At 70.2% G+C, this 22,627-nt stretch carries 22 protein-coding genes and 2 pseudogenes; 14 read left to right on the forward strand and 10 right to left on the reverse strand.

Features of this window, described 5'->3' with window-relative positions; translation table 11 throughout:
• Positions 1 to 90: 90 nt before the first annotated feature.
• Positions 91 to 1,233 carry an OpgC domain-containing protein gene (gene opgC / locus M2165_RS15915; protein ID WP_280815572.1) on the forward strand — a complete coding sequence of 381 codons (1,143 nt, stop codon included), beginning with the start codon at positions 91 to 93 and terminating at the stop codon, positions 1,231 to 1,233.
• A 10-nt stretch (positions 1,234 to 1,243) separates the two neighbouring features.
• Here the strand turns inward: opgC and M2165_RS15920 are convergent, their stop codons facing one another.
• The 3 genes from M2165_RS15920 to M2165_RS15930 are packed head-to-tail and all read right to left on the reverse strand — an operon-like array spanning position 1,244 to position 3,402.
• The gene (locus M2165_RS15920) at positions 1,244 to 2,029 is read right to left on the reverse strand and encodes an SGNH/GDSL hydrolase family protein (protein WP_280815573.1); all 786 of its coding nucleotides are present in this window, start codon (positions 2,027 to 2,029) and stop codon (positions 1,244 to 1,246) included.
• Between the two features lie 34 nt (positions 2,030 to 2,063).
• Positions 2,064 to 2,810, reverse strand: coding sequence for an anti-sigma factor (locus M2165_RS15925; RefSeq protein ID WP_280815574.1), 747 nt, complete (start codon positions 2,808 to 2,810; stop codon positions 2,064 to 2,066).
• Positions 2,811 to 2,826: 16 nt separating this feature from the next.
• Positions 2,827 to 3,402, reverse strand: coding sequence for a sigma-70 family RNA polymerase sigma factor (locus M2165_RS15930; protein WP_280815575.1), 576 nt, complete (start codon positions 3,400 to 3,402; stop codon positions 2,827 to 2,829).
• Positions 3,403 to 3,584: 182 nt separating this feature from the next.
• On the opposite strand from M2165_RS15930, the gene M2165_RS15935 reads away from it, so the two are divergent.
• The 4 genes from M2165_RS15935 to M2165_RS15950 all read left to right on the forward strand — a co-directional run bounded on the left by M2165_RS15935 (position 3,585) and on the right by M2165_RS15950 (position 7,260).
• The gene (locus M2165_RS15935; protein WP_280815576.1) at positions 3,585 to 4,130 is read left to right on the forward strand and encodes a DUF3455 domain-containing protein; all 546 of its coding nucleotides are present in this window, start codon (positions 3,585 to 3,587) and stop codon (positions 4,128 to 4,130) included.
• Between the two features lie 100 nt (positions 4,131 to 4,230).
• Entirely contained in the window at positions 4,231 to 4,767 is a 537-nt protein-coding gene (locus M2165_RS15940) for a hypothetical protein (RefSeq protein ID WP_280815577.1), read from the forward strand.
• Between the two features lie 15 nt (positions 4,768 to 4,782).
• The gene (locus tag M2165_RS15945) at positions 4,783 to 6,096 is read left to right on the forward strand and encodes a hypothetical protein (protein ID WP_280815578.1); all 1,314 of its coding nucleotides are present in this window, start codon (positions 4,783 to 4,785) and stop codon (positions 6,094 to 6,096) included.
• A 123-nt stretch (positions 6,097 to 6,219) separates the two neighbouring features.
• Positions 6,220 to 7,260 (forward strand): hypothetical protein, encoded by a 1,041-nt coding sequence (locus M2165_RS15950; protein WP_280815579.1) that lies wholly within the window; start codon positions 6,220 to 6,222, stop codon positions 7,258 to 7,260.
• Positions 7,261 to 7,387: 127 nt separating this feature from the next.
• Here the strand turns inward: M2165_RS15950 and M2165_RS15955 are convergent.
• A pseudogene (locus M2165_RS15955) lies at positions 7,388 to 8,873 on the reverse strand (rhomboid family intramembrane serine protease).
• 31 nt (positions 8,874 to 8,904) lie between these two features.
• Complete coding sequence (argH, locus tag M2165_RS15960; protein WP_280815580.1) at positions 8,905 to 10,302, reverse strand: argininosuccinate lyase; 1,398 nt, start codon at positions 10,300 to 10,302, stop codon at positions 8,905 to 8,907.
• A gap of 22 nt (positions 10,303 to 10,324) precedes the next feature.
• On the opposite strand from argH, the gene M2165_RS15965 reads away from it, so the two are divergent.
• Genes M2165_RS15965 through M2165_RS15975 form a run of 3 tightly spaced genes read left to right on the forward strand, consistent with a single transcriptional unit; the run spans position 10,325 to position 13,433 of the window.
• Complete coding sequence (locus M2165_RS15965; RefSeq protein WP_280815581.1) at positions 10,325 to 11,428, forward strand: histidine kinase; 1,104 nt, start codon at positions 10,325 to 10,327, stop codon at positions 11,426 to 11,428.
• A complete protein-coding gene (locus M2165_RS15970) occupies positions 11,425 to 12,171 on the forward strand; it encodes a LytTR family DNA-binding domain-containing protein (protein ID WP_280815582.1) in 747 nt (248 codons plus the stop codon). Before M2165_RS15965 ends, M2165_RS15970 begins: the two co-directional genes overlap by 4 nt.
• Positions 12,168 to 13,433, forward strand: coding sequence for an AI-2E family transporter (locus M2165_RS15975; protein WP_280815583.1), 1,266 nt, complete (start codon positions 12,168 to 12,170; stop codon positions 13,431 to 13,433). Before M2165_RS15970 ends, M2165_RS15975 begins: the two co-directional genes overlap by 4 nt.
• A gap of 9 nt (positions 13,434 to 13,442) precedes the next feature.
• On the opposite strand, the gene M2165_RS15980 is transcribed toward M2165_RS15975, so the two are convergent.
• On the reverse strand, positions 13,443 to 14,714 hold the full coding sequence (locus M2165_RS15980; protein WP_280815584.1) for an MFS transporter: 1,272 nt from the start codon (positions 14,712 to 14,714) through the stop codon (positions 13,443 to 13,445).
• The gene (locus M2165_RS15985; RefSeq protein ID WP_280815585.1) at positions 14,701 to 15,228 is read right to left on the reverse strand and encodes an N-acetyltransferase family protein; all 528 of its coding nucleotides are present in this window, start codon (positions 15,226 to 15,228) and stop codon (positions 14,701 to 14,703) included. Before M2165_RS15985 ends, M2165_RS15980 begins: the two co-directional genes overlap by 14 nt.
• A 48-nt stretch (positions 15,229 to 15,276) precedes the next feature.
• Between M2165_RS15985 and M2165_RS15990 the strand changes: the two genes are divergently transcribed.
• The 4 genes and pseudogenes from M2165_RS15990 (at position 15,277) to rhuM (ending at position 16,960) form a co-directional block, all read left to right on the forward strand.
• Positions 15,277 to 16,212, forward strand: coding sequence for a LysR family transcriptional regulator (locus M2165_RS15990; RefSeq protein WP_280815586.1), 936 nt, complete (start codon positions 15,277 to 15,279; stop codon positions 16,210 to 16,212).
• Between the two features lie 176 nt (positions 16,213 to 16,388).
• A pseudogene (locus M2165_RS15995) lies at positions 16,389 to 16,469 on the forward strand (hypothetical protein); the annotation flags it as partial.
• Positions 16,470 to 16,563: 94 nt separating this feature from the next.
• Positions 16,564 to 16,644, forward strand: coding sequence for a hypothetical protein (locus M2165_RS16000; protein ID WP_280817552.1), 81 nt, complete (start codon positions 16,564 to 16,566; stop codon positions 16,642 to 16,644).
• A gap of 28 nt (positions 16,645 to 16,672) precedes the next feature.
• Positions 16,673 to 16,960, forward strand: a complete 288-nt coding sequence (rhuM, locus tag M2165_RS16005) for a RhuM family protein (RefSeq protein WP_280817553.1) — start codon at positions 16,673 to 16,675, stop codon at positions 16,958 to 16,960.
• Positions 16,961 to 16,999: 39 nt separating this feature from the next.
• On the opposite strand, the gene M2165_RS16010 is transcribed toward rhuM, so the two are convergent.
• A complete protein-coding gene (locus M2165_RS16010; protein ID WP_280815587.1) occupies positions 17,000 to 18,244 on the reverse strand; it encodes an MFS transporter in 1,245 nt (414 codons plus the stop codon).
• Between the two features lie 180 nt (positions 18,245 to 18,424).
• On the reverse strand, positions 18,425 to 19,339 hold the full coding sequence (locus M2165_RS16015; RefSeq protein ID WP_280817554.1) for a LysR family transcriptional regulator: 915 nt from the start codon (positions 19,337 to 19,339) through the stop codon (positions 18,425 to 18,427).
• 140 nt (positions 19,340 to 19,479) lie between these two features.
• On the opposite strand from M2165_RS16015, the gene M2165_RS16020 reads away from it, so the two are divergent.
• Complete coding sequence (locus M2165_RS16020; RefSeq protein WP_280815588.1) at positions 19,480 to 20,379, forward strand: amino acid ABC transporter substrate-binding protein; 900 nt, start codon at positions 19,480 to 19,482, stop codon at positions 20,377 to 20,379.
• Between the two features lie 2 nt (positions 20,380 to 20,381).
• Complete coding sequence (locus M2165_RS16025) at positions 20,382 to 21,674, forward strand: aminotransferase class V-fold PLP-dependent enzyme (RefSeq protein ID WP_280815589.1); 1,293 nt, start codon at positions 20,382 to 20,384, stop codon at positions 21,672 to 21,674.
• Position 21,675: 1 nt separating this feature from the next.
• On the opposite strand, the gene M2165_RS16030 is transcribed toward M2165_RS16025, so the two are convergent.
• A complete protein-coding gene (locus M2165_RS16030) occupies positions 21,676 to 22,584 on the reverse strand; it encodes an alpha/beta hydrolase (RefSeq protein WP_280815590.1) in 909 nt (302 codons plus the stop codon).
• Between the last annotated feature and the right edge of the window lie 43 nt (positions 22,585 to 22,627).

Here is a 22,627-nt window from a genome sequence, read left to right on the forward strand (position 1 = left end):
CCGAGCGTCATAGGCCGTGGCCGGCTCCCTACAATCGACAGCCTCGTGCGTGCGCCGCGCGGACCGCCACCAAGACCTCGCCGCCGACCGATGAAACGCTACTGGGAAATAGACGCCTTGCGCGGGCTGATGCTCGTGCTCATGACCGTCACCCACCTCCCCACGCGCCTCACCGATCCGCTGGGGCAGCCCTTCGGCTTCGTCTCGGCGGCCGAGGGCTTCGTGCTGCTGTCGGCCTTCGTGGCCGGACTGGTCTACAGCCGCATCGGCTACGTGCGCGGCGTCGATTCCATGCGCCAGGCCTTCTGGCGGCGGGTGCTCAAGGTGTACCTGTGCCAGGCGGCGATCCTGCTGTTCCTGTTCACCGTGATCACCGCGCTCGGGCTGCACATCGACCAGCCGGCGGTGAAGAACCTGGTCTCCTACTACCTGGCCGAGCCGCGCGAGGGCTTCGTCTTCGGGCTGCTGCTGATCTACGAGCCGGCGCTGCTCGACATCCTGCCGATGTACATCTTCTTCATGCTGCTGAGCCCCTGGGTGCTGGCCTACGCCATGCGCCACGGCTGGAACGGCGTGATGGCGGCGAGCGTCACGGTCTGGGCGCTGGCGCAGTTCGGGCTCAGCGAACGCATCTACGAGCTGGCGGTGCGCTGGCTCGGCCTGCCGGTGCCTTTCCACGAGATGGGCGCCTTCAACAGCTATGCCTGGCAGTTCCTCTGGTTCGCGGGGCTGTGCATCGGCGCGGGCCGCAACGCGCCCGATGCGCGGCCGCTGCGTTTTCCGGCCTGGATCTGGGCGCCTGCCCTCGCGATCGCGCTCTACGGCTTCTGGTGGCGCCACCACGGCATCAACGGGCAGGCGCCGTTCGGCGGCGACGTGGAACTGAACCTGCTGTTCGACAAATGGCAGCTCGGGCCGTTGCGCCTCGTCAACCTGCTCGCGCTGGGCATCGTGGCGGTGCGCTTCGGCCCGTGGCTGATGCGCCGGCTGCCGCGGCTGCACTGGCTCGAGACCCTGGGCTCGGCCTCGCTGCCCGCGTTCTGCGCGCACCTGGTCGCGGTGCTGCTGGTGCTGGCCTTCTACGGCGACAGCCAGACCGCGCGGCCCTGGTGGGGCGACGGGCTGCTGCTGCTGGCGGTGTTCGCGGGCATGTACGCCGTGGCGCGCTACACGCGCGGCGCCGACGTGCCGCCGCCGGCCGACGACCTGCCGACCGAGCCGGCGCGGGCCTGAGACCCGCGGCTCAGGGCTGCGGTGCGGGCGGGGCGGCCGGGGCCGGGGCCGGCGCCGCCTGCGGCGCGCCGGGCAGGTGGGCTGCGATGACCGAGCGCCAGAGCCGGTAGCCTTCGGCCGTCAGGTGCAGCCGGTCGCCGCGGAACAGCTCCGGCCGCGGCCGGCCGTCGGCGCCGATCATCGGCGTGTAGACGTCGATGTATTCGCTGTTGGGCAGGCGGTTGAGGTAGGCCGCGATCACGTTGTTGGTCTCGCGCACCAGCGGCAGCAGGTGCTCGCGCGAGGGGCTGGGCTTGACCGAGATGAAGCTGATGCGGGCGTCGGGCAGCTCGGCGCGCACGGTGTTGGCGAAGCGCGCGAAGCTTTCGAGCACCTGCAGCGGGGTGCGGCCTTCGGCGAGGTCGTTGTCGCCGGCATACACCAGCACCTGGCGCGGCCGGTAGCGCACCACGAGGTCGCGCGCGAACAGGCTGCAGTCGGCGAGCGTCGAGCCGCCGAAGCCGCGGTTGACGATCTCGGTCGCCTGGCCGGCGAAGTCCTGCGCAAGGCTCTTCCACATGCGCACCGTGGAGCTGCCGACGAACACCACGCCGCCCGGGGCCGGAAAGCGCTGCTGGTCGGCGCGCGCGAAGGCGGCGAGTTCGTTGTGCCAGCGCGCCTTGGCGGCCAGGTACTCGGAGGCGCTCTCGGTGGTGCCGGCGCCGTCGGCTTCATAGGGAAAGGCGGCCGACGCGGTCTGGGCGTGGGCGGCGATGGCGGCCGCCAGCAGCGCCAGCGCGGCCAGCGCGGATTTCATCGAAGGCATGGAAGACACGGAAAACGGGGATCGGTCAGATCGTCTTTTCAATCAGCGCGCCCTTGAACAGCACCGGCCCGGTCGGGCCGCGCTCGCTGGGCACCCCGCCCTTGGGCTCGAGGCTGATCGCCAGGGCGGGAACGCGAACATCGGATTCTGACGCAGGCAGCCGGAGCGCCGGCGCATGGTCGAGCACGCCCAGCGAGCGCGGCGCGCCGCCGGGCGGCAGCGCCCAGAGCTGCAGCGACTTGTCGGCGCCTTCGTCGTAGCTGCCGACGCGCTGCAGCACCAGTTGCCGCTTCTTCGGATCGAAGGTCACGAGCATCGAGGCGGCGGCCTGGTCGTCGGACAGCACCGCCACGTACTGGATCGCCGGCGCGTTCTGCAGCTGCGCGCGCAGGTTGACGCCGACCACCACCGCCATGACCGTGGCCAGCGCCCCGGCCGCGGCGGCGCCGCGCCAGAGCGCGAGGCTGCGCAGCCAGCCGCCGGTGGCGGGCGCGGGCGCGGCGGCGTGGCGCTGGCGGGCAAGGGCGTGCTGCGCCTGCTCGGCATCGATGATGTTGCGGATGCGGGTCCAGACCGCGGCGTCGGGCACGACCGGCGCCTGGAACTCGGTCATGCTGGCGAGCCGGCTCTGCCACACCAGCGCGGCGGCGCGCACCGGCGCCTGTTCGCGCGCGAGGGTCTCGAAGCGGCGGCGGGCGCCGCCGCGCAGGGTGCCGAGCGCATGGCTCGCGGCCAGCAGTTCGAGCAGTTCGGGGTGGGCGAGGAGGTTCACGGCAGGGCGGCCTTTCCTAGGCGAAGCGCGCCATGCAGACGCGCAGCTTCTCGAGCCCGCGCCGGATCCAGGTCTTGACCGTGCCGAGCGGCAGCTTGAGCTGCTCGGCCAGTTCGCCGTGGCTCAGTTCGCGCAGGTAGGCCAGGCTCACCACCTCGCGCTGGCGGGCCTCGAGCTGGTTCAGGCACTGGTGCAGCGCCCAGGCCTGCTCGCTGGCATCGGCCGTGTCGGCGGGGTTCGGGGCGTCGGCCTCGAGGGTCTCGGCCATGACCTCGTCGAATTCCTGCGTGAGCTGGGCACGGTCGGCGGTGCGCCGGCGCAGCAGGTCGAGCGAGCGGCTGCGCACGATCAGGCCCAGCCAGGCGAGCGGCGGGCTCAGCGTGTCGCGGTAGTCCGCGGCCGCGCGCCAGACCGTGATGAAGCTTTCCTGCAGCACGTCCTCGGCCCATTCGCGCTGCCGCACCACGCGCATCGCCAGGCCCATGAGCCGGGGCGCGGTGCGGTCGTAGAGCAGGCGCAGGGCGGCTTCGTCTCGGCGGCCGATGCGATCGATCAGCGCGATCAGTTCGGCGTCTGGGCTGGGGGCTGTCATGCGCGGATTGTGGGGCATGGGCGTGCATGCCCCAGGTACGGCGCAGCCGCCCGCGCGGATTCAGGCAGGGGCTGAATCCAGCCGGCCGCGGGCTGCGTAGAGGCAGCCGGGACCGTCGAGACGCACGACACCGAAGCACGGTCTCGATCCATTCACCCTCGAACGAAGAAAAGGAACCGACCATGTACATCCGAACCCTCACGGCCGCCGCCACCGCCGCGCTGCTGGCCGCCTGCTCCGGCATGGGCGCCAAGCCCGCGATGTATTCCCAGGCCAGCCTGCCCGATGCGGTGAAGGTGCCGGCCGGCCACGCGGTCGTCATGGAGACCGTGGGCGCCGGCGACATCACCTACGAATGCCGGGCCAAGGCGAACACGCCCGGGCAGCACGAATGGGTCTTCGTCGGGCCCGATGCCAGGTTGATGGACCGCACGGGCCGCCAGGTCGGCAAGTACTACGGCCCGCCCGCGACCTGGGAGAGCATGGACGGCTCCAAGCTCACGGCCACGCAGGTCGCGGTGGCGCCGAACGGCAGCGGCAACATCCCGCTCCAGCTGGTGAAGGCCAACCCGGCGACGGGTGCCGGCGCGATGCAGGGCGTGAGCTACATCCAGCGCGTGGCGACGCAGGGCGGCGTCGCACCCGCCATGGCCTGCGGCGCCGCGAACATGGGCCAGAAGCAGGTCGTGAAGTACCAGGCCGACTACATCTTCTACCGCGCGGGCTGAGGCCCGGGCGGCGTCCCGTCCGCCGCTGTTTGTTAACAAATGGCAACGTATACTCCGCCCCCAAACAGGAGCGGGGCGCACCGAGGCGTGCGGACGGGGAATGAAGCAAATCGCGATCGTGCTCGCGCTCTGCGTGGGCGCGTGGTATTTCTTCATCGGCGGGCGCAAGCTCGACGAGGCCATGGTGCGCAAGTACTACGAGGCCGAGGCGCACGCGATCTACTCGCGCGATGCCGAGAAGCTCTGCAAGCAGCTCAGCAAGAAGGCCGTGATCCAGAGCAGGACGGTGATGATGGGCCGGACGCAGGAGTCCACCAACGACCGCGAGCAGGCCTGCGACGCCGCGCGCAAGACCTTCAAGCTGTTCGAGTCGGTGGGCGAGCGCATGGGCGGCATCCTCACCATCGAGTACGAGTACCACATCGACAGCATCGAGATCGCGAGCGACCGCAAGAGCGCCGTGGTCGAAGGCACCAGCGTGCTCAAGATGGGCGAGGCGGCGATGCAGTTCAGGAGCAGCTTCACGCAGCGCCTGGAACGCGAACTCGGCCAGATGCGGCTCGTGCGCGGCGACGACGTGACCGTGGTGCGCCTCGGCGGGCGCGGCGCGATGAGCCAGGGCGAGTTCTTCAAGTAGGCGCGGGACACCGTCATGCGCGCCTCCACCATGGCTTCCGGCACGCCGCCTGCGCCCGTGCCCTTCTGGCACCGGCTCAACAGCTTCTTCGCCTTTCCGTTCCAGCTGCGGCCGCTGGCCTACGGCCTGCTGCTCGCGTTCTGCAGCCTGCTGTTCGAGGTCTTCCCGCTGCTGCACCCGGGCCTGGCGCTGCTGGTGATCGAGCTCGGCATCGTGCTCGCGGCCAGCCGCTACGGCTTCAAGATCACTGCGCTTGGCTCTCGCGGCATCTGGCGCTCCGAGGACTTTCCGCGCACGCTCGACGACGAATGGGTGCACCTGCCGTGGAAGCTGTTCGCGATCTCGCTGGTGCAGGGCCTGCTGATCGGCTGGCTCTCGTGGTTCCAGCCGGTGCTCGGCACCGTCGCGCTGTTCGTGATGTCGTTCACCTTCCCGGCCGCGGTGATCGTGCTGGTGCAGTCGGGCAGTTTCTTCCAGGCGATGAATCCCGGCCACGTCATGGACGCGATGCGCATCATCGGCTGGCCCTATGCGCTGCTGTGCTTCTTCCTCTTCCTGCTGAGCACGGGCGCGCAGATCGCGACGGCCATGCTGCTGCCGATGATCGACGGAATGATCGCGCTGCCGATCGTGAACTTCGCATTCATCTATTTCGGCTGGGTCATGGCGAGCCTGCTGGGTTACGTGATGTACCAGCACCACGACGCCTTCGGCATCGAGCTGCTGCCCGGCGGCGGCAGGGACGACGGCGCGCCGGTGGACCGCCGAACGCCCGAGCAGATCGCCGCCCAGCGCACCGACGCCGAGGTGGCGCAGTGCGTGACCGAGGGCGACGTGGCCGGCGCGCTCGCGCTGGCCTACGAGGCGCAGCGGGTGGCCGCGCCCGACGACCTGGCGGCGCAGCGGCGCTACCACCGCGTGCTGCTGCTCGCGCCCGACAAGGCCGAGACGCTGCTCGACCAGGCCAGGCGCTTCATTCCGCTGCTGCTGCGGCGCGACCTCGCCTCCGAGGCGCTCAAGGTCTTCCGCGCCTGCCGCGAGAAGGACAAGGGCTTCGCGCTCGAAGACGCTGCGGCGGTGATGGCGCTGGCGCGGGCCGAATGGCGCAACGGCGACGCGCATGCCGCGCTCGCGCTGCTGTCGGGTTTCGACCGGCGCTTCCGCGGCCATGCGGCGATTCCGCAGGCCTACGAACTCGCGGCCCGGGTGCTGGTGCAGGGGCTCGGCCGCGGCGACATGGCGCAGCCGATCCTGGCCACGCTGGAATCGCGCTATCCCGACAGCGAGCAGACGCAGGAAGTGCGCTGGCTGCTGCGGCCGGCGGCCTGAGGCGTACGTCGGCGGCGGGTGGGCCGGTGGGCGCACGGCCTACCCGGCCACGCGTGGCTGGATGACCCGGCCGAACGAACGGCCGCCCGACATTCGGGGCTCCATCAAGAAGAGGAGCACACCATGGCCCAGTATCAAGCTCACCCCGCCGACGGCACCCCGCTGGACGCGGCAGCCTACCTGCCCGATGCGGTCGAACCGGGCGCCCGCGGAAGCGGCGTCTCGTGGGGCGCGATCTTCGCCGGCGCCGCGGGCGCCGCCTCGCTGTCGCTGGTGCTGCTGCTGCTCGGCACCGGGCTCGGCATGTCGTCGGTCAGCCCGTGGTCGAACCAGGGCGCCAGCGCCACCACGATCGGCATCGCGACCATCCTCTGGCTCAGCTTCACGCAGCTCGCGGCCTCGGGCCTCGGCGGCTACCTGGCGGGCCGGCTGCGCACGCGATGGATCGGCGTGCACACCGACGAGGTCTATTTCCGCGACACCGCGCACGGCTTTCTCGCCTGGTCGGTGGCCACGCTGCTGACGGCGGGGCTGCTGTCCTCGGCCGTGGGCACGATCGTCGGCGCGGGCGCGCAGGCGGGTGCGACCTTGGCGGGCGGCGCGGTGGCCGCCACCGCGGCAGCCGGGACCGGCGCGGCGGCCTCGCAGGCGGGCAGCCAGGAAAGCGGCCCCGGTGCCACGGGCTATTTCGTCGATGCGCTGTTCCGCCGCGATGCAGGCGCGCCGCCTGCGGCCACGCCGGCACCGGCACCTGCGGCCGATGCCGCGGCCACGCCGGGCATGCCGACGACGCCGACGGCACCGGCGGTGACCGCCACGCCCGCACCCGAGCGCAGCCCCGCGGCGGTGAATGCCGAGGTCACGCGCATCTTCGTGCAGAGCCTGCGCACCGGCGCGCTGCCGCCCGAGGATCGGAGCTACGTCGGCCAGCTCGTCGCCCAGCGCACCGGCATGAGCCAGCCCGAAGCGGAGAAGCGCGTGACGGACACCTACGCCAAGGCACAGGCCGCGCTCAAGGAGACGCAGGCCAAGGCGCAGGAAGCGGCCGACGCGGCGCGCAAGGCCTCGGCCTGGGCCGCGCTGTGGCTGGTGGTCTCGCTGCTAGTGGGTGCCTTCGTCGCGAGCTTCGCAGCCACCCACGGCGGCCGTCGCCGCGATCTCTGACCCGGCTCATCCAGAACAAAAGGAGAAACCCATGCGTTCGCTTCTGCTCTATTTCCTCGGCGTGCCGATCCCGATCATCATCCTGATCGCGCTTTTCTTCCGCTGATGCCGCACCCGGGCGGGCTTCTCAGGCCCGCTCGAGCGCGCGCGTCACCATGTCGTTGGGCGCGAGCCGCAGCAGGTGCGGCAGCCAGCCGCGCGCCATCTCGCGTTCGCCCGCATGCAGCAGGCCGTTGGCGCAGACCGAGAGCGTGTCCGCCAGTTCCGGATGGTCGGGCGCGGTCTTGAGCAGCACGTGGCAGAGCCTGTCGGCATCCTGGAACTGCCGCGCGCGCGTGAAGCGGCGCGCGAGGCGCGCCATGTCGTCGGCCTTCAGGCGCATGCCGGGGCGCGCTTGGTCGAGGTAGGTGCGGAAGCTCGCATGCTGCAGCGCGAGCGTGTCCTCGTCGGTGGCGGGCAGGCGGAAGATGTGGCGCGCGGCGCGGTGGAAATCCTCGCCCGCGGGCTGCAGCCGCGCAGTGTTGAACCAGGCGCGCAGCGTGTCGGCGTCGCCCGGACGCAGCGCGGCGGCCGCGCGCCATTCGGTGCTCGCGGCCTCGAACTTCATCTCGGCGCCGAGCCGGCGCGCCGCCGCCACATGGCGCGCGAAGGCCTGGTCGTCGGCACCGCCGGCGGCCCGTTCGGCCGCCACCGTCTCGGGCGGCTTCACGCGGCCGAGCGCCATCGCGCCCGCCATCAGCGCGGCGCCCGTGAGCAGCCCGCCGAGGTGGGCCATGTAGGCGATGCCCTGGCCGCCGACCCAGTGCTGCAGCAGCTCGTTCGCGATCCAGGCCGGCAGGAGCAGCAGGGCGGGCGCGGTGACGTAGTTGAAATAGAAGAACAGCTGGTAGAAGAAGCGGATGCGCCGCAGCCGGTACATCACCGCGTACATGCCCATCAGCGCCGACACCGCGCCCGAGGCGCCGAGCCCGTAGCTGCCCTTGCCCGCATAGGCCCAGCCGGCGAGCAGCGAGGCGCCCACCGCGCCGAGCAGGTAGAAGCTCAGGAAGGTGCCGCGGCCGAGCGCGAGTTCGACCGAGAAGCCGAACAAAAAGAGGAACAGCATGTTGCCCAGCAGGTGGCCGGTGCTGCCATGCAGGAAGGCCGCGGTGATCCAGGTCCAGGGCTTGAACTCGGCATCCTTGCCGTAGTCCTGCGCCCAGCGCTCGGTGAAGGGCGCCGGCCGCATCGATTCGTACTGCTGGCGGTCGCGCTTCCATTCGGCGTAGCGCGGGTCGGCCGGCGTGACCACGGCATCGGCGCGCAGCTTCTGCAGGAAGGCTTTCTCGTGCTGCAGCGCTTCGAGCAGCCGCCCGACCTCGTTCTGCCGCAGCAGCCGGGCGAGCGGCCTTGGCGCGCGGCGAGTGCGTTTCCTCGAGCCATGCCACGAAGGGCGGCAGCTCCAGCGCGGGCAGCACGCTCTTCGCGTAGTAGTGGGCCGCGCGCTCCTCGGCTTTTTCCTCGCTGCGCTGCGGACCCCAGAACACCAGCATGTTCAAGAGGATCAGCAGCACCGTCATCCACGGCGGATGGCGCCAGCTCGGCCGGTTCTCGAGCGGGATGGCGTAGAACAAGCGCGGCCCTGGCGGGTTCGTTCAGCGCTTCTCAGGCGAGGCGGCTGCGGTGGCGCGCGATCTGCGCCCTGACCTGGGCCGGCGCGGTGCCGCCGAGGATGTTGCGCGCGTTGAGCGAGCCGCGCAGGCTCAGCACGTCGTACACGTCCTTCTCGATCTTCGGATTGAACTGCTGCAGCACCGCCAGCGGCAGCTCCGCCAGGTCGACCTTGTGCGAGGTCGCGGCCTTGACCGCATGCGCCACGATCTCGTGCGCGTCGCGGAAGGGCAGGCCCTTCTTCACCAGGTAGTCGGCCAGGTCGGTGGCGGTGGCGTAGCCGCGCAGCGCGGCGGCCTCCATCGCCTCGGGCTTCACCGTGATGCCGCCGATCATCTCGGCAAAGATGCGCAGCGTGTCCTTGAGCGTGTCGACCGTGTCGAACAGCGGCTCCTTGTCTTCCTGGTTGTCCTTGTTGTAGGCGAGCGGCTGGCCCTTCATGAGCGTGATGAGCGCCATCAGGTGGCCGACCACGCGGCCGGTCTTGCCGCGCGCGAGCTCGGGCACGTCGGGGTTCTTCTTCTGCGGCATGATCGAACTGCCGGTGGTGAAGCGGTCGGCGATCTGGATGAAGCCGAAGTTCTGGCTCATCCAGAGGATGAGTTCCTCGCTCATGCGGCTGACGTGCACCATGCACAGGCTCGCGGCGGCGGTGAACTCGATCGCGAAGTCGCGGTCGCTGACGGCGTCGAGGCTGTTCTGGCAGACGCCGTCCATGGCCAGCGTCTTCGCGACGAGCTCGCGGTCCAGCGGGTAGCTGGTGCCGGCCAGCGCGGCGGCGCCCAGCGGCAGGCGGTTGACGCGCCGGCGCACGTCCTGCAGGCGCTCGGCGTCGCGGCTGAACATTTCCACGTAGGCCAGCATGTGATGGCCGAAGCTCACCGGCTGCGCCACCTGCAGGTGGGTGAAGCCGGGCAGGATCACGTCGACGTTCTTCTCGGCGATGTCCACCAGCGCGAGCTGCAGCGAGACCAGCAGCTCGGCGATCAGGTCGATCTCGCCGCGCAGCCACAGCCGCACGTCGGTGGCGACCTGGTCGTTGCGGCTGCGGCCGGTGTGCAGGCGCTTGCCGGCGTCGCCGACCAGCTGGGTGAGCCGGGCTTCGATGTTGAGGTGCACGTCCTCGAGGTCGAGCTTCCATTCGAAGGCGCCCGATTCGATTTCACTGCGGATCTGCGCCATCCCACGCTGGATCTCGGCGTGGTCCTGCGCGCTGATGATGCCTTGTGCCGCCAGCATGCCGGCATGCGCCAGCGAACCCACGATGTCGGCCTGCCACAGACGCTTGTCGAAGAACACGCTGGCGGTGTAGCGCTTCACGAGGTCGCTCATGGGTTCGGAGAACAGGGCCGACCAGGCTTCGGATTTCTTGTCGAGTTGGTTTTGGGTCATGGGAGCCTTGCGAGAGGCAATAATGGGTTGGTTACCCGATGTATCTGTGATGCGCAATCCGGCGATTTTATCGGCCACCTCCACCGCCAAGCCTCCGGCCTCGCCCGAAAAAGGCCGTTTGCCCGCGCGCGCCGCGCGCGCGCCGCTGTTCGACGCCTGCCAGATCGGGGTGGTGCTGCGCGCGGTGCTCTTCGTCGAGGCGCTGGTGGCGGTCGCGGCGCTTTTCGTCGCCGCCTCGCCGGGCGAGTGGCTGGTGCAGACGGCCACCGTCACCGGCGGTGCGCTGCCCGCGACGCTGCTCTGGCTGGTGGCCGCCTGCGGGCTCAAGAAGCCGCTGTCGCGCCTGCCGCGGCAGGCGCAGTACGCGGCGGGCGCGGCGCTGGGCGCGATCGCGGCGCTCTACGGCTGCGGCCTGCTGCGGCTGACCGGCGTCGCCGGCACCGCGCCCTGGCTCGCGAGCGCGGTGGCGGGCGCCTTCATCGCGGGCATGGTGATGGCTGCGATGGTGCTGCGTGCGCGCGGCCAGACGCCGGCTGCCACCACCGCGCGGCTCGAGGAACTGCAGTCGCGCATCCGGCCGCACTTTCTCTTCAACACGCTCAACAGCGCGATTGCGCTGGTGCGCGAGGAACCCGCGAAGGCCGAGGCCATGCTGGAGGATCTGGCCGAGCTGTTCCGCCAGGCGCTGGCCGATCCGGGCGAATCGGGCACGCTGGCCGACGAGATCGCGCTGGCCGAGCGCTACCTCGCGATCGAGCAGGTGCGCTTCGGCGACCGGCTGCGCATCCGCTGGGACCTCGATGCCGCGGCCAGCAGCGCGCGCCTGCCGCCGCTCCTGCTGCAGCCGCTGGTGGAGAACGCCATCAAGCACGGCGTGGAGCCGAGCCCCGAGGGCGCCAAGCTGCGCATCCGCACCGAGCGCCGCGGCAACGTGGTGGTGATCGAGGTGGTCAACAGCCTGCCGCCGCTGCGCTGGGCCGACGAGCCGCTGCCGCGCGGCCACGGCATCGCGCTCGCGAACGTGCGCGACCGGCTGCGCCTGCTGCACGACATGCAGATGCAGTTCAGCGCCGGCATGGACCAGAAGAACTACCGCGTGCGCATCGCCATTCCCGCCGAATCATGACCCTCAAGACCTTGATCGTCGACGACGAAGCCCTGGCGCGTTCGCGCCTTCGCACCCTGCTGCGCGACTGCCGCTCGCCCGCGGCCGAGGTGGTGGCCGAAGCCGCGCAGGGCGCCGAGGCGCTGCAGCATCTGGCGCACATGCCGCTCGACCTGGTGCTGCTCGACGTGCACATGCCCGGGGTGGACGGCATCGAGGTGGCGCGCGGCCTGCGCAGCCGCGCCGACGCGCCGGCGGTGGTGTTCGTCACCGCGCATGCGGCCCATGCGGTCACGGCCTTCGACCTCGACGCCGTCGACTACCTGACCAAGCCGGTGCGCGCCGAGCGCCTGCAGCAGGCGCTGCAGAAGGCCGAGCGCTTCCTCAAGGAGCGGCGCGCGCTGCAGGCGAGCGCGCTGCAGGAGAGCCTGCTGATCCAGGACCGCGGCCGCGCCGAGCGCGTGCCGCTCGCCGAGGTGCTCTACCTCAAGTCCGAGCACAAGTACCTCACGGTGCGGACGGCCACGCGCAGCCACATCCTCGACGGCTCGCTCAACGAATTCGAGGAGCGCTATCCCGAGCGCTTCCTGCGCGTGCACCGCAATGCGCTGGTCGCGCGCGCGGCCATCCGGGCGCTCGAGAAATACGACGACGGCGAGGACGCCGAAGGCTGGGCACTGCGGCTCGAAGCAGTGCCCGAACCCGTGGCCGTGTCGCGCCGGCAACTGCCCGCCGTGCGCGAAGTGCTGAAGGAAACGCGATGACCGATGCCAAGAACCCCGCTGGCGAGGCGCGCGCGGCCACGCCCCCCGATCCGCGCGACGCGGCGCTGTCGCCCGAACCGGCCGCTTCCGAACCCCCGCCGGAGCCGCCGCCCGACGCCATCGCGCCCGAACTGCTGCAGCCCGAACCCGAGCCGCAGCGCCTGATGCTGCACATGCCGGTGGACGTGCGCAGCGCCTCGCTGGTGGTGCTGGCGGTGCTCGCGAGCGTGTTCGCGCTGCGCTGGGCGCAGGCGGTGTTCATCCCGCTGATGCTGAGCCTGCTGCTGAGCTATGCGCTGTCGCCGCTGGTCGACCGGCTCGAGCACTGGCGCCTGCCGCGCTGGATCGGCGCCACCGTGATCCTGCTCGGCCTCGGCGGCGGCCTGGGCTGGACCGGGTACTCGCTCTCGGGCAGCGCCTCGGAGCTGCTCGATTCGCTGCCGGTGGCGGCGCAGAAGCTGCGCCAGGTCATGCGCACCACCGGCCGCAGCGCCAGCGCCAATCCCCTGGACAACGTGCAGCAGGCGGCGTCGCAGCTCGAGCGCGCGGCCGAGGAGAACTCGCGCGCGCTGTCCAAGCGCGGCGTGGCGCGCGTGGTGATCGAGCGGCCGCCGTTCAACGTGCGCGACTACCTCTGGAGCGGCACGGTCGGGCTGCTGTCGGCCGCGGGCCAGTTCACGCTCGTGGCCTTCCTCACCTTCTTCGCGCTGTGCTCGGGCAACACCTTCCGGCGCAAGCTGATCAAGATCACCGGGCCGAGCCTGCAGAAGAAGAAGATCACGGTGCATGTGCTCGACGACATCACGCGCAACATCGAGCGCTACCTGATCGTGCAGATCCTGACCAGCGTGCTCGTGGGCGTGGCCACCGGCCTCGCGTTCTGGGCGCTCGGGCTCGGCAATGCGGCCGTCTGGGGCATCGTGGCCGCGGTGACCAACCTCATTCCGTACATCGGCTCGGTGATCGTCATGGCCGCGGCGGGGCTCGTGGCCTTCCTGCAGTTCAACACCATCGAGATGGCGCTGCTCGTGGCCGGCACCTCGCTGCTGATCCACACGATCGTCGGCAACCTGCTGATGCCCTGGCTCACCAGCCGCACCAGCCGCATGAATCCGGTGGCGGTGTTCGTCGGCGTGATCTTCTGGGGCTGGCTCTGGGGCGTGTGGGGGCTGCTGCTGGGCATTCCGATCACGATGGTGATCAAGTCGATCTGCGACCGCGTCGAAGACCTGCAGCCGATCGGCGAACTGCTCGGCGAGTAGCGCAGCGCGTCAGCCCGCCGTGCGCGCCCGCGCCGCATGCGCATCGTGCAGCCGAGCGAAGCGCAGGATCATCCAGGGCCCGAGCAGCGCGCCCAGGCCGACCGAGCTCCAGGCCGCGACCCAGCCATAGGTACTGCCGAAGCCGAAGCGCGCCTGGCCCCAGTCGAGCACCAGGCCGAACACCCAGGGGCTGACCGCGCCCGCGCCGAAGCCCATCACCGAGCGCACCGAATACGCCACGCCCAGCCGGTGCGGCGCCACCACGTCGGCCAGCGCGGTCGAATAGACCGACGAGTCGGCGATCGCCAGCATGTTGTAGAGCGCGGCCATCAGCGCGAGCAGCCACAGCGGCCAGGTCCACATCCAGCCGAAGGCGAACGACATGCCCAGGCTCGCGAGCGTGGCGATCATCATCACCTTGGCGCGGCCGAGGCGGTCGGAGGCCGCGCCGCCCGCGATGCTGCCGGCCACGCTCACCAGGTGCGACAGCGCCGCCAGCGCGATGCCCGCGCCCTTCCAGCCCGGCGAGAGCTCGCTCGACGATGCCACGAGGTAGGCCGGCAGCCAGGCCCAGAGCGCCATCAGCTCCCAGCAGTGGAAGGCATAGGCCCAGTTGCCGGCCATCGCCGGCTTGTCCCGCACGGTGGCCGCCAGCGCCTGCCAGGTGCCTTCGCGCGGCATGCCCGCCGCGGCAGCCGGCGCGGGCGGACGCATGCGGCGCAGCGCGGGCAGGGTCAGCAGCGCACCCGCGAGCGTGCAGCCCGCGGCCATCAGCAGGCCCCACCGCCAGTGCAGCAGGTGGCTGAACACCGCCACCACCGCGAGCGAGAGCGCATAGCCCATCGACGCGGCGCCGAGGAACAGCCCCATCGCGCGGCCGCGCACAGTGGGCTCGGTGTTGTGCGCGAGCAGTTGCAGGCCCGGCGTGTAGGAGGCGCCGGCGCACAGGCCCGTCAGGCCGTAGAGCAGCAGCGCCGACAGATGGTCGCGCGCGAAGAGCGCGAAGCCCAGCGCCGCCGCGGCGCTGATCGCGCTGCCGATGAAGAACACCCGGTGCGGGCCGTGCCGGTCCGCCAGCAGACCGACCGCGAACAGCGAACTCATGTAGCCCACGTGCCAGGCGCTCTGGATCGAGCCGGCCTGCGCCGCCGTCATGTGCCAGTCGGCCATCATGAACGGCAGCACGCCCGAATAGGCGGTGACGATCATCGCCTGCAGCAGCCGGCTCGCGCACAGCAGCGCGAGCCATCCGCGCGCCGGGCCCGTCTCAGCGCAGTGCACGCTGCATCAGGACGGTGTCGACCCACTGTCCGAACTTGAAGCCCACGTTGCGCAGCACGCCGACGGTCTCGAAGCCCAGGCGCTGGTGCAGCCGCCGCGAACCGGCATTGGCGCTGTTGCCGATCACCGCCACCATCTGCGCGAAGCCGGCGTCGGCGCAGCGGCGGATCACTTCCGCGAGCAGGGCCTTGCCGATGCCGTGGCCCTGCGCGTCGGGCGCCACGTAGACCGAGTTCTCGACGGTGCGGCGGTAGGCCGACCGCGTGCGATACGGCCCCGCATAGGCGTAGCCCGCCACCTCGCCGTTCCGCACGGCGACGAGATAGGGCAGGCCGCGCGCCACCACGTCGGCGCGGCGCTGCTGCATCTGCGCGACGCTCGGCACTTCTTCCTCGAAGGAGCAGAGGTCGTGCAGCACGTAGCGGCCGTAGATGGCCTGCACCGCGGCCATGTGGTGCGGCTCGGCGTCGAGGATGCGGAAGGGGAGGGCGTCTGCGGGGTCTGGCGAATGCATGGCGGCATCTTGACGGTGCGCCATGCATAAGTGAAGCTTCGCTGCCCTATGCAGCGCATGAGAAATACTTTGGACAAAACACTGAATCTCGAGCAGCTGCGCTCCTTCGGACTCGTGATCGAGGCCGGCAGCTTCTCGGCCGCGGCCGACCGCCTGGGCCTCTCGCAGCCCGCGGTGAGCCTGCAGGTCCGCCAGCTCGAGCGCAGGCTCGGCGTGCGCCTGGTGGAGCGCGTCGGCAAGCGTGCGAAGGCCACGCCCGCCGGCGCGGAGCTGCTGCGGCATGCGCCCAACATCGCCGCCGCGGTGGAGAACGCCATCGATGCGCTCGAAGGCCATGCGAGCGGCGTGGCGGGCCGCGTGCGGCTCGGCACCGGGGCCACCGCCTGCCTGCACTTCCTGCCGGCGCTGCTGCGTGGGCTGCGGGAGCAGTATCCGGCGCTCGGCATCGTGGTGAGCACCGGCAACACCGAGGACCAGGTCCGCAAGGTGGAAGAGAACAGCATCGACCTCGCGCTGGTCACCCTGCCCGCGGCCGGCCGCTCGCTGAGCGTGACGCCGGTGCTCGACGACGAGTTCGTCGCCATCGGCCGCAGCGACCTCGCCCCGCTCAAGGCGCGCGTCGGCCCGGCCGACCTCGCGGCCCTGCCGCTGGTGCTGTTCGAACCCGCGGCCAACACCCGCAAGCTCGTCGACCGCTGGTTCGCGGCCGAGGGCTTCCAGCCGCAGCCGGTGATGGAGCTCGGCAGCGTCGAGGCGATGAAGGAGATGGTGGCCGCGGGCCTGGGCTACGGCATCGTGCCGCGCATGGCCATGACCGGCCGCGGCGCCCACCCCGACCTGAAGACCAGCCGCCTCGCACCGCGCATGCATCGCACGCTGGCGGTGGTGGTGCGGCGGGACAAGCCGGTGGGCCGGGGGTTGCGCGTGGTGCTGGAGGCGATCGTGGCGGCGGGGAAGGCCGGCCCCGGCGGCAAAAGAGCGTGATGCAGACGGCTGACCCTGCGTTTTGCGCCTACCATGAGCACGGATACGGGAGGGGTGCTCAGTGAAGTCGCGTATGAAGACGTCGCAATCGAATCGAATGTCCGAGCCAGAGGCGCTCAATGGTGAATTCCTGCTCTACGGAACGCATTCGTGACATCCGGGCCAGCGAGCGACGAATGTATTTGCGTGTCCGCGAGATCTTCGCCATGGCGGCTGACTACGCGCCGGCACTTCCGGAAACGACCCGGTTCTTCCGACTGATTCAAAACAAGCTGCATTTCGCCATCACCGGGAAGACCGCTGCCGAGCTGATCGCGGAGCGCGGAGCGCGCGGACAGCGGCCTTCCCCACATGGGACTGACCAGCTGGAAGTCTGGCAGTGTGCAGAAGAGCGACGTCACGATCGCGAAGAACTACCTGCGCGGCGGGTGAGATCGGTGAGCTCAATCGCATCGTGACAATGTGGTTGGATTTCGCCGAGGACCAGGCGCAGCGCCGCAAAGAGATCTTTCTGAAGAACTGGGTGGAGAGGCTCGACGCTTTCCTCACGTTCAACGAGCGTCGCGTGTTGGACGGTGCCGGTCGCATCTCGAAAAAACAAGCCGATGCGCACGCGGAAAACCAGTACGAGCAGTTCGCCGCCAAGCGGCGGTCACTGCGCGAGGCGGAAGGGGCCGAGTTCCATCTGCGCGCGCTGGAGGATGCGGCGAAACTGCTGCCGAAGACCGAAAGGCGGAGAAAGCAATGACATCCAGCGCAGCGACCGCTGGGATCGCTGCGCTGGCGTTCACTCGGGAATCGCCGCCATCTTCGAAGCCCGCGGTGCGCGCCCCAGCGTGCCCACGATCAGCGCCGCGACCAGCACCAGCACGCCGCTGAGCACCATCGCGCTCGCGATGCCGAAGCCGTCGACCACCACGCCGCCGATCAGCGCGCCGGAGGCGATCGCGACCTGGAAGCCGGTCACGAGCAGGGCCTGGCCGGCTTCCTGCGCATCGGGCACCGCTTCCATCATCCAGCCGGTGAGCGCCACCGGGATCAGGCCGAAGGCCACGCCCCAGATCACGACCACGACCGCGCCGGCCACCATGCCGGTGCCGATCTGCGTCGACAGCAGCAGCGCGGTCGCGAGCATCAGCGCCGCGAGCAGGGTGGTGCCGCGCACGCTGCGCGCCACCAGGCTGCCGCCGAGGAAGGTGCCGACGAAGCCCACGGCGCCGTAGACCAGCAGCAGCGTCGACACGGCGTGCGCCGGCAGGCCGAACACCTGCTGCAGCAGCGGCTTCAGGTAGGTGTAGGCCGAGAAGTGGCCGGCGATGAAGAACAGTACCGTGAGCAGGCCGATCTGCGCCATGCGGCGCGTGAGCGGCGTCAGCAGGTCGCGCGCGCCGATGGCGCGCTGCGGCGGGATCGCCGGCAGCAGCCACAGCTGCACCAGCAGCACCGCCGCGGCCAGTGCGCCGGTCACGGCGAAGGAGGCGCGCCAGCCGAAGGTGGTGCCGAGCCAGGAGCCGGCCGGCACGCCGAGCACGGTGGCGGCGGAGACGCCCGCGAGCACGATCGACATCGCGCGCGCCTTCGAGGCGTCGGGCACCAGTTGCGTGGCCGCGGCCGGCGCGAAGGTCCAGAAGCCGCCGACCGCGAGGCCGAGCATGAGGCGCGCGACCAGCATGGTCGCGAAGTTGGGCGCGAAGGCAGCGAGCAGGTTCGACGCGATCAGCAGCGTGGTGAGCGCGATCAGCACCGTGCGCCGGTCGAGCCGGCCCGAGGCCACGATCAGCGCCGGCCCCGCGAAGGCCGCGAGCACGCCGGGCATGGTGATCATCAGGCCGGCCGTGCCGTCGGACACGCCCAGGCCGCGCGCAATGTCGGTCAGCAGGCCGATCGGCATGAACTCGGTCGACACCATCGCGAAGGTGCCGACCGCGATCGAGCCGACCGCGAGCCAGGCGGAGCGGCGGGCCGTGGCGGGCCTCGCGCTCTCGGACGGCAGGTCGTCGATGCAGGGGTTGCCGCTGGGTGAATTCATCATGAAAGGAGTCCTTGGATCGCATGCACCGGCCGGGCGCGTGGGGCATGCCCGCGCCAATGCGTGTGTTGTTGTGGAAGGCCGCCAAGTTTGGAAGCCAACGCCTCCTTCACAAAGGGGCCAGGCGGCAGTAGTCCGTTTCCCGCCGGCGAACAATCGACCCTTTGAGTCCTTTGGTGTGCGTCAGCCCGCCTCCCCCTGCGCCTGGAACATGCGCGTGAAGTCGCAGCATTCCTGCGCCAGCATCACGATCGACGAGGTCAGCGCGCTGCGGTGTTCGCCCTTGTGCATCGCGACGTAGCGCACCACGGGCAGCGCGGGCACCACGTCGATGACCGCGAGCATGCCGGCCGCGACGAGCGGCTCGAGGCACTGGCGCGGCAGGTAGCTCACGCCCAGGCCCGAGACCGTGAGGCCGGTGAGGGCGACGAGGTTGCTCACCACGATGCTCTCGGCGGGCTGCACGCCCTGTTCCTTCATCCAGGCGTCGTAGGCGCGGCCGGTGCCCGAGTTGCTGCCCTGCACCAGCATGCGATGCCGCGCGAGCTCGTGCAGCCGCATCGCGCCCCTGCCGGCCGGCACCACGCCGGGCTTGCACATCCAGGCGCTCTGGACCTTGCCGATGACCTTGCTCTGCAGGCGCGAGTCGGCAAAAGTGTGGGGCACGATCGCGAGGTCGAGCTCGTCGGCGAGCAGCTTGTCGCGCAGCTGCAGGCTGTCGTCCACGTCGGGCGCGAGGATCACCTTGGGATAGTGCCGCTGGATCAGGCCCACCAGCCGCGGCAGCCAGGTCATCGCGGTGAGCTCGGTCACGCCGATGCGCAGCCTGCGCTGGACCACGCCGGGCTTGCCGAACTGCTCGACGGCGGCATCGCGCTGCTCCAGCAGCTTCTGCGCGAGCACGAACATCTCCTCGCCCTTCTCGGTGAGACGCGCGCTGCGCTGGCTGCGGTCGAACAGCTCGGTGTCGAACAGCAGCTCCAGCTCGTGCACCCGCTTGGAGACGGCCGACTGCGAGGTGTGGAGCTGGTTGGCCGCCTGCGCGAAGCCGCCGAGCCTCGCGATCCAGTAAAGCGCTTCGAGCTGCTTGAAGGTCATCATGAGGGGGGTCGCTTTAAATCTCTTTTGTTCATGTTATTCGATCGCTAAAAATCGCTTTTGGAAATCGGAGCCAGGGCGGAACATTCGTGCCGGGCCGCGCCGTCCGGCCGTACGCACCCTCTTCAAAGGAAACCGCCATGAAACTCCCGTTGTTGTCCCTCGCGCTGGCCGCCGGCGCCCTGTCGCTGCTCTGCGGCACCGCCTCCGCGCAGGAGAGCCCTACGCTGCGCAAGATCAGGGAAAGCGGCGCGGTGCAGATCGGCTACCGCGACACGCAGATCCCGTTCTCCTACAAGACCGGTGGCGACAGCGCACCCATCGGCTTCACCAACGAGATCTGCCTCAAGGTGGTCGATGCGATCAAGGCCAAGCTCGGCCTCGCGAAGATCGAGGTGCGCTACACGCTGCTCAACTCGACCAACCGCATCCCGCTGGTGCAGAACGGTACGGTCGACCTCGACTGCGCGACCACCACCAACACGGTGCAGCGCCAGCAGCAGGTGGACTTCGCGCCGAGCCACTTCGTGACCAACATCACTGCCGCGGTCAAGAAGAGTTCGGGCATCAACACGATCGCCGAGCTCAACGGCAAGCCGGTCGCGACGGTGGCGGGGAGCACCTCGATGCAGCTGCTGCGCGGTTTCCGCAAGAGCGAGAACATGGAAGTGCAGGAGATCGCGGGCAAGGACACGGCCGATGCCTTCCTGCTGCTCGCGAGCGACCGCGCCGTGGCCTACGTGCTCGACGACGTGCAGCTCGCCGGCCTGATCGCCAACCAGCCCAACGCTTCGGACTACAAGCTGCTGAAGGACGTGCTGCGGCAGGAACCCTACGGGATCATGATGCGCAAGGACGACCCCGAGTTCAAGGCCATCGTCGACCAGACCGTGACCGGCCTGATGAAGTCGGGCGAGATCGACAAGCTCTACGCCAGGTGGTTCATGTCGCCGATCCCGCCGCGCAACGTGAACCTCAACTTCCCGATGTCGGCCGCGGTGCGCGAGGCCTACAAGAACCCGAACAACAAGGGCGTCTGAGGATGGCGGCGAATTCCATGCATCCGCGCGGGCTCGCGTTCTCCGATGCGCTGATGCGCGAGGTCAAGGAGCGCTTCCTGCACGTGGACCGCGACCACCACGGGCGCGAGCGGCTCTACTTCGACAACGCGGGCGGCTCGTTCCGGCTCAAGGCCGCGGCCGAGCGCTTCGCGGCGGTCGATGCGGTGCCCGACAACACCGAGCGCATCCATGCCACGGCCGTCGAGCTGCAGCAGATCCAGGCCCGCGGCGCGGACGACCTGCGCACCGTGCTCAACGCCGAAGGCGGCAGCGTCTACGCCTCGCTGACCGCCTCGGGCGCGATGTTCGACATGGTGCGCGCCGTGGCCGAGAACGTGCCGGGCACGAACATGGTCACGACCGTGCTCGAGCATCCTTCGGCCTTCGACGCGATGAGCCTCTATGCCCAGCGCTGCGGCCGCGAACTGCGGGTGGCGCAGAGCAACCGCGAGACCGGCGGCGTGGACGTCGACGCGATCGTGCGGCTGGTCGACCAGGACACCAGCCTGCTCAACGTGATCCATGCCTCGAACATCTCGGGCGCCAAGCTCGACCTCGCCGAGATCGTGCGCCGCGCGCGCGCGATCAAGCCCGATCTCTACATCCTCGTCGATGCCGTGCAGCATGCGCCGCACGGCCTGATCGACCTGCAGCAGGCGCCGGTGGACGGCATCAATCTCGCGCCCTACAAGTTCTTCGGCTGCCGCGGCTCGGGGCTCGCATGGCTGTCGGAGCGCGCGGCGCGGCTGCCGCACCACAAGCTCGCGGGCAAGAAGGCCGACTTCTGGGACCTGGGCAGCGCGGCGCCGTGGCAGTTCGCGGTGTTCTCGGAGATCGTGGACTACGTCTGCTGGCTCGGCGGGCATTTCTCCGATGCGACCGAACGGCGCGCGCGCTTCGAGGCCGGCATCGCGCACATCGAGCTGCACGAACGCGCGCTGCTCGCCGCGCTGCTCGAGGGCTGCGGCGGTGCCGCAGGACTGCGCGGAATTCCGGGCGTGAAGGTCTTCCTCGACCATCCGGACCTCACGAAGCGCGACCTGATCATCGGCATCGGCTTCGACCGCATCGACTGCACGCGCGCGGTGGTCGAGTACGGGCTGCGCGGCGTGACGGTGTACGAGCGGGTGGCGAGCAGCATCTACTCGAAGCGCATGCTCGAATCCTTCGGCCTCGCAGGCACGGTGCGGGTCTCGCCGCTGCACTGCCACTCGCTGGACGACATGGCGAAGTTCCTGCGCGTGACGCGCGAGATCGCCGAACTAGAGCGCTGAACTAGAGCGCTGAAGCCAGGAAGCGGCGGACGACGGGCACCACCTGTTCGAGGTGCGTCTCGAGCAGCCAGTGGCCGCCGTCGGTCATCACGAGCTCGGCCTCGGGCAGGTCGCGCAGGTAGGCGCGGCCCGAGGCCTCGGGCATGTAGCCGTCGTTCGGACCCCAGACGATCAGCGCCGGCGGCTGGTGCTCGCGCAGGTAGGCCTGGTAGCGCGGGAACCAGCCGAGGTTCTGCTTCAGCCCCTCCATCAGCCGGCGCGCGAGTTCGCGCCGCGCGGGCTGGTCCATCAGCGGCCAGTGCAGCTTCCAGAGCTCGGGCGGGATCAGCGCGGCCTGGGCCTCGGGCACCTCGCCGACGAACTCGGCGCGAAAGCCTTCCTCGCTCACCGCCTCCTCCAGCACCGCGCGGTGCGCGGGGGAGGGGTCGCGCCAGAAATCCTGGATCGCCTTGTACTTGGGCCCGAGCGTGTCCTCGTAGATGTCGCCGTTCTGAATGATCACGGCGGCGATGCGCGCGGGCTCTCGGATCGCGAGGCGCAGGCCGATCTGCGAGCCATAGTCGTGCAGCCAGATCGCATGGCGGCCGATGCCGAGCCGCTCGCGGAAGTCGGCGAGGAAGGCCGCATAGGCATCGAAGTCGTAGCCGAAAATTCCGGCCTCGGGCGTGTCGCTGAGGCCGAAGCCCGGAAAGTCGGGCGCCACGAGCCGCCATTTGTCCGCGAGCGCCGGCATCAGCCGGCGGAACTGGAACGAGGAGCAGGGATAGCCGTGCGGCAGCAGCAGCACCGGCGCGTCGGGCGCGCCGGCTTCGCGGTAGAAGATGCGCATGCCGTTCACGTCGGTGAAGCGGTGCGCGACCGGGTGCGGATCGGCGTGCAGCGCCGCGGGAGTGGGGCTGTGTTTGGTCATGCAGCCATGCTGCATGGCGGCGCCGGCGCTGTTGTAGGCGGCG

The organism is Variovorax sp. TBS-050B (assembly GCF_029893635.1).
Lineage (GTDB): Bacteria > Pseudomonadota > Gammaproteobacteria > Burkholderiales > Burkholderiaceae_C > Variovorax.